The sequence below is a fragment of the Streptomyces sp. NPDC054872 genome (assembly GCF_053610705.1).
In genome coordinates, this window is the sequence record NZ_JBSGYY010000073.1 from 1,262 (window position 1) to 13,090 (window position 11,829).

The following is an 11,829-nucleotide window of genomic DNA, read 5'->3' on the forward strand; positions in this document are numbered from 1 at the left end:
CGGGGGGGGGGGGGGCGGCCCCCGGCCCCCCCCCCGGCGCGGCGGTGGCCCCCGGGGCGCGGGGGGCCCGCGCCCCCGCGGGCGGGGGCCGCGGGGCCGGCGCGCCGGGGCCCCCGGCCCGGTGCCCCCGGGGGGGCGCCCCGCGACAGGGGAAGGGTCACACCGCCCACCAGACGGTGGTGTCGGCGGGCAGCTCGACCTTCCCGTCCGTCGTCTCCACCTCGGCGTTGGCCAGCAGGATCCGGCCGGGAGCCGGGATCCGCACCGCTTCGCCCGTGGTGTTGGCCGTGCACACGAAGCCCGTACGCCGGAAAGCGAGGACACCCTCGGGGGCATCGAGCCACTCCAGCGAGTCGCCGGCGCCGAGCCCCGGCAGCTCCCGGCGCACGGCGAGCGCGCTGCGGTACAGCTCCAGGGTCGACGCGGGGTCGCCGGTCTGCGCCTCGACGCTGAGCTCGCCCCATCCCGCGGGCTGCGGCAGCCAGCTGCCGCCCGCGCCGAACCCGTGACTGGAGCCCTCGACGGTCCACGGGATGGGCACCCGGCAGCCGTCGCGGAACCCGTCCTGACCGTTCGCGCGGAGGAACGAGGGGTCCTGACGCACCTCGTCCGGCAGCTCGGTGACGTCCGGAAGACCCAGCTCCTCGCCCTGGTAGACGTACGCGGAGCCGGGCAGCGCCAGCATCAGGAGCGAGGCCGCGCGGGCACGGCGCAGGCCGAGCTCGCGGTCGCCCGCGGTGCGCAGCTGGGTGCCGAGCCCCGGCGGGTTGGCGAACCGCGTGGCGTGGCGGGTGACGTCGTGGTTGGAGAGGACCCAGGTGGCCGGAGCGCCGACCGGGCGCATCGCGGCCAGCGACACGTCGATGACCTCGCGCAGCTCCGCGGCGTCCCAGTGGGTGCCCAGATACTGGAAGTTGAAGGCCTGGTGCATCTCGTCGGGGCGGACGTAGGCGGCCGCGCGCTCGACGGTGGGGGTCCACGCCTCGGCGACGAGGATCTTCTCGCCCGCGTACTCGGTGAGGACCTTGCGCCAGCTGCGGTAGATCTCGTGCACGCCGTCCTGGTCGAAGAACGGCATGACATCGTTGCCCAGGAGCTTGAGCTGGTCGTGCGTGCCGATGTCGGGCAGGCCCTCGGCCTTGACCAGGCCGTGGGCCACGTCGACGCGGAAGCCGTCGACGCCCATGTCGAGCCAGAAGCGCAGGATCGAGCGGAACTCGTCGTGGACGGCGGGGTGTTCCCAGTTGAAGTCGGGCTGCTCGGGGGCGAAGAGGTGGAGGTACCACTCGCCGTCCGGTGTCCGCGTCCAGGCGGGGCCGCCGAAGACGGACTCCCAGTCGTTGGGCGGGAGTTCACCGTTCTCGCCCTTGCCCGGCCGGAAGTGGTAGCGCTCGCGGAGCGGGGAGCCGGGGCCCTCGCGCAGGGCGCGCCTGAACCAGTCGTGCCGGTCGGACGAGTGGTTGGGCACCAGGTCGACGATGACGCGCAGGCCCAGGCCGTGGGCGTCCCGCAGCAGGGCGTCGGCGTCCAGGAGGCTGCCGAACATCGGGTCGATCGCGCGGTAGTCGGCGACGTCGTAGCCGGCGTCGGCCTGCGGCGAGGAGTAGAAGGGGCTGAGCCAGACGGCGTCGACGCCGAGGTCCCTGAGGTAGGGCAGGCGGGCCCGGATGCCGTCGAGGTCACCCATTCCGTCACCGTTGCCGTCGGCGAAGCTGCGCGGGTAGACCTGGTAGATCACCGCGCCACGCCACCAGTCCGTGTGGGTGCCGGAGGCGGGGGCTGCAGGGGCAGCGAGATGCTGGGTCATGTCTTCCCTGAGATCGAGAGGTCGAGTGCGAGGGGGGTGTGCGTGTCCGAGGGGTGCGCGCCGTGTCAGGACTTCGTCGCGCCGGCCGTGAGGCCGGAGACGAGGTGACGCTGCACGAAGCCGAAGATCACCGCGGCGGGCACGGCGACGATCACCGCCGAGGCCGTCAGCGAGCCCCAGTCGCTGGTGTACTGGTTGACGAAGGTCTGCAGGCCGCCCGCCAGGGTGAGGTTCTCCTCGCCGGTCATGAAGGCGGAGGCGTAGGCGACCTCGGCCCAGCCGGTGATGAAGCTGTAGAAGCCGGTGACGGCGAGACCGGGCTTGGCCAGCGGCACGATGAGCCGCCAGAACGTGCCGAACGGATTCAGTCCGTCCACCCGTCCGGCCTCGTCGATCTCCACCGGGATGGTGTCGAAGTACCCCTTCATCATCCAGGCGCAGAAGGGCACGGCGATCGTCAGATAGGTGACGACGAGACCGACGGGCTGGTTGAGCAGGCCCAGGCTCGCCAGGAGGTTGTAGAGCGGCACGATGAGCACCGCGACCGGGAACATCTGGGTGATCAGCAGGAGCCACATCAGCGGCCGCATGCCCGGGAACTTGAAGCGGCTGACGGCGTAGCCGGTGGTCGCCGAGATGAAGACGCCGATCACCGTGGTGAGGCCCACGACGAGCAGGGAGTTGGCGAGCCAGCTCAGGAACTCGGTGTCGTTGACGACGTGGTCGTAGTTGCGGAACGTGAAGTCCTTGACCAGGTCGGTGGAGAACGCCTCGCTGGTCGGCTTGAACGAGGTGATGAGCAGCCACAGCGGCGGAAGCACCGCGGTGGCGGAGGCGACGAGCAGGCCCACGTGGAGCGCGACCGAGGCCAGTGGCCCGCGTTCGCCGCGCTCCCTGACCTTCTTGGGCCGGCGCGCGGACGAGGGGGCCGAGGCGGACGCGGACGACGAGGACTTCGGGTCGGTCATGGTGGTCACCACACTTCTCCCTGCTTGCGGAGCGCGCGGCGGTAGACGACCGCGAAGAGCGAAAGGAGCAGCAGAATGATGACGCCCCAGGCCGCGGATCCCGCGAAGTCGCGCGGACTCACGACGAACGAGAGCCGGTAGGCGTACGTCACCAGGATCTCGGTGGCGTCTCCCGGACCGCCCCGGGTGAGCAGGAAGATCACCGGGAACATGTTGAACGTCCAGATGCCGCTGATCAGGATCACGGTGCTGCTGACGGTCCGCAGGCCCGGCAGGGTGATGTGCCGGAAGCGCTGCCAGGCGTTCGCGCCGTCCATCTCCGCGGCCTCGTAGAGCTCACCGGGGATCGACTGGAGCCCGCCGAGCATGGCGACCAGCATGAACGGGACGCCGAGCCAGACGTTGACCGTGATCACCGAGAGCTTGGCCCACGTGGGGTCGTTCAGCCACGGGATCGCGTCGATGCCGCCCCCGGCGAGGATCTTGTTGAGGATGCCGTTCTTCTCGTTGAAGAGCAGCCGCCAGGTGAAGACGGAGACGAACGCCGGCACCGCCCAGGGCAGGATCAGCGCCATCCGGTAGAGGGAACGCCCCGCCAGCTTGCGGTTGAGCATGTTCGCCAGGATCAGACCGAGCGTGAAGGAGATCGCGACACAGGAGACGGTCCAGATGATCGTCCAGGTCAGCCGGTCCCAGAAGATGCCGTCGGAGAGGACGGCGGTGTAGTTGTCCAGGCCGACGGACTTGTAGGTCGCCGGGATGTGGTTCATGCCGATGGTGCGCTCGACGTTCGCCTCGTTGGCGTCGGTCGTCGACAGGTACAGGCCCCGCACCAGCGGGTATCCGATGATCACGCCGATGACGGCCACCACGGGGGCGACCATGGCCCAGGCGTACCAGTGGGTGGAGAGCGACCTGCGCAGTCGCCCCGGCGTCCTGCCGGTGTTACCGGTGTCGCCGGTCCGCCGGCCGCGGCCGCGGGCGCCCTTGGCGTCCGCGGCCCCGGCCAGAGACCGGCTGCTGTCAACAGCCATCTACTTGTAGTCCTTCAGGAGCTTGCGGTAGGCGTCGCCGACACCCTTCGCCCCGTCCTCGGGCGAGGTCTTGCCGCTGAGCACCTTCTCCATCTGCAGCCGGATCGGCTCGAACAGGGCGTTGGCCTGCGGGATCCACGGGCGCTCCACGGACTTGTCCACGGCCGGCTTGAAGAACTGCACCATCTGGTTGTCCTTGACGGACTTCACGTCGTACACGGAGGTACGGGTGGGCAGCAGGCTCAGCTTCTCGGTGGTCTGCTGCTGCACCTTGGCCGAGCTCATGTACTTGATGAACTCGTAGCTCGCGTCGAGGTTCTTGGATCCCGCGTAGGCGGCGAGGTTCCAGCCGCCCTGCGGGGCGGCCTGGCGGTCGCTGCCGCCGGGGACGGGGGCGATGCCGAGGTTGCCCTTGTCGCCCTTGAACTCCTTGCCCTGCATGGCTCCCTCGATGGACCACGGTCCGTCGAGGGCCATCGCGACATCGCCGTCCTTGAAGGCGTTGAGCTGGTTGTTGTAGCCGTCGCTCGCGTCGGTCGTGGCGGCCTTGGAGTCGACCAGGTCCTTCATGACCTTGAAGGCGGCGGCGCCCTCGGGGTCGTCGACGGTGATCTTCTTGCTCTTGGTGTCGAGGAGGTCGCCGCCCTCGCCGTAGAGGTACGGGAGGTAGTAGTACGGGTCGTCGCCGCGCAGGTAGAGGCCGGTCTTGCCGGACTTCGACTTGATCTTCTTCGCGGCGGTCTTCACCTCGTCGAAGGTCTTGGGGGCCTCGACGCCGGCCTCCTTGAGCATCTTCTTGTTGTAGAAGAGCGCCAGGGTGTCGATCGTCTGCGGGGCGGCGTAGGTCTTGCCCTTGAACTTGGTGCTCGCCGCGGCCTGCGGGAGGTAGTCGTCCGCCTTGTCGAGGGCGGGGGTGCCCTCCAGCGGAGCGAGGTAGCCCAGGTTGGCGAAGTCCGCGACCCAGGCGACCTCGGTGCGCATCACGTCGGGGGCGCCGGAGTTGCCGCCCGCGGCGTTCTTGAACTTGGCGTTGGCCTCGCCGAACGCGACGCTCACATAGTTGACCTTGACGTCCGGGTGGAGCTTCTCGAAGCCCTTGGCGAGCTTCTCGTAGGTCGCCTTCTCGGCGTCGTTCGAGGTGTCCCAGAAAGTGACGGTTCCGGACAGCTTGCCCGAACCCTTGTTGCCGCTGTCACCGTCATCGCCACCACACGCTGCCACTGTCAGGGCCAGGGTCGCGACCAGTGCGGTGGCCGCTATGCCACGCCGCATGTGAACTCCTTCAACTGATCCCGGAACAAGGGGAGGCGAAACCCCCAACAGAGCTGCCTCCTACGAGCCGCACTCGACGCGGCGCCGGGTTGCCAGGGAACGTAACAGGATTGAAAAGCGCCCGAAAGACCTTGCGGGAAATTTCTGCAAGGTCTGCTGATCGTTACCACCGTGTGTCCTTACGGTTGCGCTTGCCGCACGTGACAGGCCCTTGAGGTGGCAACAGTTGCCCCCAATGCACCCCGGATGTCCCGCAAGGTCCTTGCAGGACCGGAACTTTCTGCAAGCTTTCACAACCGGTGTGCATTACGGCGGATCACCGGTACAGTCCCCGCATGACCGCACGGCTCGTCGACATCGCAGCGCAGGCGGGGGTGAGCGAAGCCACCGTCAGCCGTGTCCTGAACGGCAAGCCCGGTGTGGCGGCGGCGACCCGCGAATCCGTCCTGGCCGCCCTGGACATGCTCGGCTTCGAACGCCCCTCGCGGCTGCGGCAGCGCAGCAGCGCCGGCCTGATCGGCCTGATCACTCCCGAGCTGGACAACCCGATCTTCCCCGCCCTCGCCCAGGTCATCGCCCAGGCCCTGACCCGCCAGGGCTACACGCCGGTCCTTGCCACCCAGACGCCCGGCGGCTCCACCGAGGACGAGCTCACCGACATGCTGGTGGACCGCGGCGTCTCCGGGATCATCTTCGTCTCCGGTCTGCACGCCGACACCACCGCCGACATGGAGCGCTACGAGGTGCTGCGCGGCAAGGGCGTGCCCTTCGTCCTCGTCAACGGCTTCTCCCCCAAGGTGCAGGGTCCCTTCGTCTCCACGGACGACCGCGCCGCTGCCCGGCTCGCCGTCACGCACCTCGCCTCACTGGGGCACACCCGTATCGGGCTCGCCGTGGGCCCCAAGCGTTTCGTGCCTGTCCTGCGCAAGATCGAGGGCTTCCAGATCGGCATGCGCGAACGCCTCGGGATGTCCCCCGCGGACTCCGAGCAGCTGATCGAGCACTCCCTCTACACGCTGGAGGGCGGCCAGGCCGCGGCGGGCACGCTGATCGGCCGTGGCTGCACCGCGATCGTGTGCGCCAGCGACATGATGGCGCTCGGCGCCGTCCGGGCCGCGCGGGAGCGGGACTTGCAGGTGCCGCGCGACATCTCGGTGGTCGGCTACGACGACTCGCCGCTCATCGCGTTCACCGATCCCCCGCTGACCACCATCCGCCAGCCGGTCCAGGCGATGGGACAGGCATCCGTGCGTACCCTTCTGGAGGAGGTCGGCGGAACTCCCGCCCCGCACAGCGAGTTCCTCTTCATGCCGGAGCTCGTGGTCCGCGGCTCGACGGCGTCCGGCCGGTCCGACCAGCCATCGGACGAGCACTGACGAGCAGGAGCACCCGTGCCCTCTGAGACCGAGATCGACGTCCTGGTGCTCGGCGGCGCCGGTGTGGACTCGATCGTGTACGTGCCCGAGCTGCCGCTCCCCCACGCCGACAGTTACATGGTGCCCGCGATCGACATGCGCGCCGGGCAGACCGGTGACTTCGTCGCGATGGGCGTGCGGGCCCTGGGGCTGCGCACCCATCACATCGACCTCATCGGCGACGATCACGAGGGCGATCTGGTCCGCGCGCTGCACCGCGAGCGCGCGATCCCCTTCACCGAGGTGCGCGGGGGCGGCGGCACCAAGCGCGCCGTGAACCTGGTCGGCCCCGACGGGCGGCGCCTCTCGCTGTACGACAAGAGCCGGGCACAGGGCACGGAACGGCTGCCCACGGCGACGGTCGAGGCCCTCGCCGCGGTGAGCAGACACGCCCACGTCTCCCTCACCCATCCCTGCGCCTTCGCCCTGCCCACGCTGCGCGCGGCCGGTGTGAGCATCTCGACCGACCTGCACGACTGGGACGGAGCCGAGCCGTACCACGAGGCCTTCGCCTACGAGGCCGACATCGTCTTCCTCTCGGCCACCGCCCTGACCGACCCGGAGAAGACCATGCGTCAGATCGCTTCGCGAGGCCGGGCCGAGGCGGTCGTCGCGACGGCCGGGGCCGAGGGGGCCCACCTCCTCGTCGACGGCGAGCTGTCCCACGTGCCGCCCGTCACGCCCCCGGCGCCCGTGGTGGACTCCAACGGCGCCGGTGACGCCTTCGCCTCTGCCTACCTCTTCGGCCGGCTGGCCGGCGAGTCCCCCCTGCGGTGCGCCCGCTACGGCGCGATCGCCGGAGCGTACGCCTGTACCGTCCCGGCCACGCGCACCGACGTCATCAGCAGGGAGCAACTGCTGTCCCTGGCCGCCGAGTCACCGGACGGGCCACCCGCAGGACCACCGCGGGCCTGAGCGACGATGGCCGGGTCCACCACGCAGCGACACGGAGGAAGAGACATGGCATCGCGGACCGACGTGCGCACCGGTCGTGTGCTGTACGGATGCATGGGGCTCGGCGGCACCTGGGACACCACGCCGTACGCCGCCGAGGACATCGCCACGGCCGAGGCCGCCGTGGACGCCGCGCTCGAGGCCGGCATCACGGTGTTCGACCAGGCCGACATCTACCGGCACGGCAAGTCGGAGGCGGTGTTCGGCGAGGTGCTCGCCAGGGCGTCAGGCTTGCGTGAACGCATCGTCCTGCAGACCAAGTGCGGCATCCGTCTGGCCGACGGCGACCGGCCCGGTCTGTACGACCTGCGCGGGCCGACCATCGTCCAGCGGGTCGAGGAGAGCCTCACCCGGCTGCGTACCGACGTGATCGACGTACTGCTCCTGCACCGCCCCGACCCGCTGACCGGGCCGGAGGAGATCGCGAAGGCGCTGGCCTCGCTGCACGGGCAGGGCCTGGTGCGCCGGTTCGGCGTGTCGAACATGAGCGCCGCGCAGATCGCCCACCTGCGGGCGCATGTGGACGTGCCGCTGGTCGCCAACCAACTGGAGATGAGCCTGGAGTGCCGCGACTGGGTGGAAGCCGGGGTGCTGGTCAACACCCCGGCCGCGGCCGACAGCGGTTTCCCGCACGGGACCCTCGAGTACTGCACGGCCAACGGCATCCAGCTGCAGGCGTGGGGAGCCCTCGCCCGGGGCCGCTTCACCGGCGGCGGCGAGACCCCGACCGCACGGCTCGTCGCCGATCTCGCCGCACGCAAGCGGACGACCCCGGAGACGATCCTCCTGTGGTGGCTCCAACGTCACCCGGCACAGATCGCCCCCGTCATCGGCACCAGCCGCCCGGACCGCATCCTCGCCTGCCGCGACGCCGTGCACCGCGAACCCGACCTCACCCACGAGGAGTGGTACGCCCTGTGGACCACCGCCCGCGGCGGCCCGCTGCCCTAGCCGCTCCTCCTACAGTCGCCGGACGATCTGCGCACCCACCCGCTCGACCGGCGTCCGGCTGTAGACGTGCACGAGGGCGAGGTGGAAGAGCGCCGGCGCGAGTGGAGCCCACCGGTGAACGCGGTCGGGCCGCAGTACGTACTTGATCACTGCCGCGGGGCGGAACGGCACGTAGTCGATGGTCTGGTGCTCCCACCTGTCGGCCACTCCCCTGCTCATCCGCGCCTGCAGGCCTTCGCGGGTCAGATCCTTCAGCCGCGCGTAGAAGTGGGCGCTCCAGTGGCGCTTCTCGATGTCCAGGACGAAGGCGAGCAGCTCCAGGGAGTACTCGTGCGGCTCGATGGCCAGCTCCTCGCGCATGCCGCGCCGGGCGACCGCGTGCAGGTCCGGGGCGCTCCGGCCGGACGAGTCGATGTGCCGTGACATCCCTTCGTTGACGGAGGAGTTCCACACCCCTGGCGCCATCCGGACCCGGTCACTGCGCCGGCTGACGACCAGCATGTCGTCGGCGGTCACCACGGCGATGTTGACGGCGAAACTGCACTGCAGGAACGCGGGGGCCCGCAGGGGGGCGTCCGGGTCGAGATGGCGGGAGCGGGGTGTGCCGCCGTCGGCCAGGCGGCGGTCCAGTTGCTGGGCGGCGAGGAAGGTGTAGTAGTCCGTCGGGCGCAGCCGCAGGTGGACTTCCGGGTGCTCGTCGAGTGCGGTCCGTGAGACGTCGAAGGACTCGACGGCGTAGCGAGGACCGTTCCACAGCGGTGTCCGGCCCTCGGCCCGTAACCGCGTGCTCTCCTCCTCGATCTCGTCGCGCCAGGCGACCATGTCGGGAGGCAGTTCGATCTCTTCGTCGAGCACCTGGATGTAGACGGCCTCGGCGGGGATGGTCGACTCGCCGTCCCCTTCGACGATCAGCGCCGAGGTATGCAGCGGACCCACCGAGAAGGTCCGCCAGGCGGGGCTTGACTCCTCGCGTTGCCTCAAGGTGCGCATCGCGCGGGCGGATCGGGTGCGCAGCCGGTACAAGCCGTTCTGCAACGGCTGCTGGAACAGCACCGCGAACAGCATTCCCAGGACGGCGCCGACGACGCCGTTCGCCACATCTATCCCGCCCATGTCAGCCAGCGTAGAGGGAAGTTGATCACTTCGGGTGCCGTATCGCTCGTTCCCCGTGGCCATAATCGACGCCGTGACCGAGCCCGATGTCGAAGTCCAGCCCCTTGTACGCCAGAAGGCCCGCAGCCTTGGAGCCGTCGGCGAGCGGTGGCTGGCCGGGCTGCCCGGCCTTCTCGGTGATCTGGAGCGGCGCTGGTCGATCGAGGTCGGGCCGTCGCTGCCCGGCGGGAGTGCCTCCTACGTGGCGCGGGCCAGGACCCGCGAGGGCCGGGACGCGGTGCTCAAAGTCGCCCTGCCCGCACCGGACTTCCCGAGCCAGGTGCGGACCCTGCGGCTCGCGGAGGGCCGCGGTTACGTGCGGCTCCTTGCCCACGACCTCGGCCGTCACGCGATGCTTCAGGAAGCGCTCGGCCCGTCGATGGACCGTCTCGGCCTCGCCCCCCGGCAGCAGCTGGAAACGCTGTGCGCCATGCTCCGGAGCGCCTGGCGGGTGCCCCGCGCCGAGGGACCGGTCGTCGACCCGGTCCAGGAGAAGGCCCGCGCCCTGGGTGAGATGGTCGGGCGACTGTGGGAGAGCCTCGGCCGGCCCTGCTCGGAGCGGGTGGTGGCGCAGGCGCTGACGTTCGCCGGCCGCCGTGCCGCCGCGTTCGATCCCGGCCGCTGTGTCGTGGTGCATGGCGACCCGCATCCGGGCAATGCGTTGCGGGTCGACGTTCCCCGGGCCGGGGCCGAGGCCGGGTTCGTCTTCGTGGATCCCGACGGATTCCTCGCTGATCCCGCGTATGACCTGGGGGTCGTACTCCGTGACTGGTGTGCGGAGTTGCGGGGCCGCGACAGGGCCTCGGCCCGCGGTCTGATCCGTTCGTACTGCGGGCTGCTCGCGGAGCGTACGGGCGTGGACGAGCGGGCGGTCTGGGAGTGGGGCTTCCTCGAGCGGGTGTCCACCGGGCTCTACGTGCTCGACCTGGGCGCGGAGGAGTTCGGTCGACCGTTTCTGGACACCGCGGAGTTGTTGACCTGACCTTGTCGATTTCTTTCAACTGGCCTGTGGGCGCGCGGATTTGGCGTCGGACTTGCCGTGGGAGACGTAGGGTCGAGAGAGGCAGATGTGGCGGGCGCCACACGACTCGGGGTGTGCGACTTAGGTAAGCCTAAGCTAAGTTGTCGAGTGATCGCCTCTCTCGGAGGCGCCTCAGTCAAGGAGATTGACGCAGCATGTCCTCATTCACCTGCCGCATCCGCCGTACCGCCGCAGTCGCCGTGGCCCTCGCCGCCGGCAGCGCGCTGGCCCTGACCGGTACCGCCTCCGCGCAGCCCGGACAGGCCTCCGGCAAAGCGTCCGGCTCGACCGTCGAGTCCGCGCCGCTCGTGAAGGGGCTCTACCAGTCCGCGTACTCCGAGCGGAACAACGTGCTGTGGGCCACCTCCGCGGTGGGCCGGCCGCCCGTCACCACCTCCAGCCTGCTGAAGGTCGACCCGCGCACGCTGCAAATCAAGGACAGCTTCACGCCTCCCGTCACCAACGCCACGACCGGCGCCGTCGAGGCCGTCTACGGAGTCGCCGTCGACGACGAGCACAACACCGTCTGGACGACGAACACCCGCGACAACTCCGTCGCCGTCTACGACCAGCGCACCGGCAAGCACCTCGTCTCGCTGCCCGGCGTGAACCACGCCCGCGAGGTCGTCGTGGACGCCAAGCACAACACGGCATGGGCGAGCGGCTTCGGGGACGGCACCGTCGTCGCCTTCGACACCCGCACCCTCAAGGAGAAGAAGCGCGTCACGGTCGAGGGGGCGGGCCCGGCGGGCCTCGCCGTGAACGCGCGGACCGGCGCCCTCTACGCCGCCGACCTCAACGGCGACCGGATCATCGAGATCACCCCGAAGGGCAAGAGCCCGCGCCTCATCCCGACCGGCGACGGACCGATCTCCATCGCGCTCTCCAAGAACGGCCGCACCGCCTACACCGCCGACCAGGCCGCCGGCGGCCTCTCGGTCGTCGACCTCAAAAAGGGCACCGTGACGAAGTCCGTGCCGACCGGCGCGGGCGCCCTGTCCGTCGCCACCGACCGGCGTTCGGGCAAGGTCCTGGTCGCCAACCGGACCCCCGGCAACGTCACCGTCGTCGACCCCGCCGAGGGCGCCGTCATCGAGACCCTGGCCACCGGCGCCAACCCCAACCACGTGCAGGTGACGGGCGGTACGGCGTTCGTGGTCGACAAGTCCGGCACCGGCCCCGAGGGCCAGGACCAGGCGCACCGCATCCGCATCGGCCGCTGAGCCCGCGCACACCCGTAAACCGCTCGACGCCC

Annotated in this window: 10 protein-coding genes; 5 read left to right on the plus strand and 5 right to left on the minus strand. The window is 70.2% G+C overall.

The window, feature by feature from the left end:
- Positions 1 to 157: 157 nt before the first annotated feature.
- From ACWGIH_RS42910 to ACWGIH_RS42925, 4 genes are all read right to left on the minus strand, one after another.
- A complete protein-coding gene (locus ACWGIH_RS42910; RefSeq protein WP_453452598.1) occupies positions 158 to 1,807 on the minus strand; it encodes a glycoside hydrolase family 13 protein in 1,650 nt (549 codons plus the stop codon).
- 65 nt (positions 1,808 to 1,872) lie between these two features.
- Positions 1,873 to 2,775: a sugar ABC transporter permease gene (locus ACWGIH_RS42915; protein WP_453452602.1), complete on the minus strand. Its 903-nt coding sequence runs from the start codon at positions 2,773 to 2,775 to the stop codon at positions 1,873 to 1,875.
- Between the two features lie 5 nt (positions 2,776 to 2,780).
- Positions 2,781 to 3,809, minus strand: coding sequence for a carbohydrate ABC transporter permease (locus ACWGIH_RS42920; RefSeq protein WP_453452596.1), 1,029 nt, complete (start codon positions 3,807 to 3,809; stop codon positions 2,781 to 2,783).
- On the minus strand, positions 3,810 to 5,081 hold the full coding sequence (locus tag ACWGIH_RS42925; protein ID WP_453452594.1) for an extracellular solute-binding protein: 1,272 nt from the start codon (positions 5,079 to 5,081) through the stop codon (positions 3,810 to 3,812).
- A gap of 335 nt (positions 5,082 to 5,416) precedes the next feature.
- Here ACWGIH_RS42925 and ACWGIH_RS42930 point away from each other — a divergent pair, with 335 nt between their 5' ends.
- From ACWGIH_RS42930 to ACWGIH_RS42940, 3 genes are read left to right on the plus strand one after another with little or no spacing between them, the layout of a single operon-like run.
- Positions 5,417 to 6,457 (plus strand): LacI family DNA-binding transcriptional regulator, encoded by a 1,041-nt coding sequence (locus ACWGIH_RS42930; protein ID WP_453452592.1) that lies wholly within the window; start codon positions 5,417 to 5,419, stop codon positions 6,455 to 6,457.
- 15 nt (positions 6,458 to 6,472) lie between these two features.
- Entirely contained in the window at positions 6,473 to 7,411 is a 939-nt protein-coding gene (locus ACWGIH_RS42935; protein ID WP_453452590.1) for an adenosine kinase, read from the plus strand.
- A gap of 45 nt (positions 7,412 to 7,456) precedes the next feature.
- The gene (locus ACWGIH_RS42940) at positions 7,457 to 8,401 is read left to right on the plus strand and encodes an aldo/keto reductase (RefSeq protein WP_453452588.1); all 945 of its coding nucleotides are present in this window, start codon (positions 7,457 to 7,459) and stop codon (positions 8,399 to 8,401) included.
- Positions 8,402 to 8,410: 9 nt separating this feature from the next.
- Here the strand turns inward: ACWGIH_RS42940 and ACWGIH_RS42945 are convergent, their stop codons facing one another.
- Positions 8,411 to 9,514 (minus strand): hypothetical protein, encoded by a 1,104-nt coding sequence (locus tag ACWGIH_RS42945; RefSeq protein ID WP_453452586.1) that lies wholly within the window; start codon positions 9,512 to 9,514, stop codon positions 8,411 to 8,413.
- A gap of 73 nt (positions 9,515 to 9,587) precedes the next feature.
- Between ACWGIH_RS42945 and ACWGIH_RS42950 the strand changes: the two genes are divergently transcribed.
- Entirely contained in the window at positions 9,588 to 10,535 is a 948-nt protein-coding gene (locus ACWGIH_RS42950) for an aminoglycoside phosphotransferase family protein (RefSeq protein WP_453452584.1), read from the plus strand.
- A 194-nt stretch (positions 10,536 to 10,729) separates the two neighbouring features.
- Positions 10,730 to 11,797: a YncE family protein gene (locus ACWGIH_RS42955; RefSeq protein WP_453452582.1), complete on the plus strand. Its 1,068-nt coding sequence runs from the start codon at positions 10,730 to 10,732 to the stop codon at positions 11,795 to 11,797.
- Positions 11,798 to 11,829: the final 32 nt, after the last annotated feature.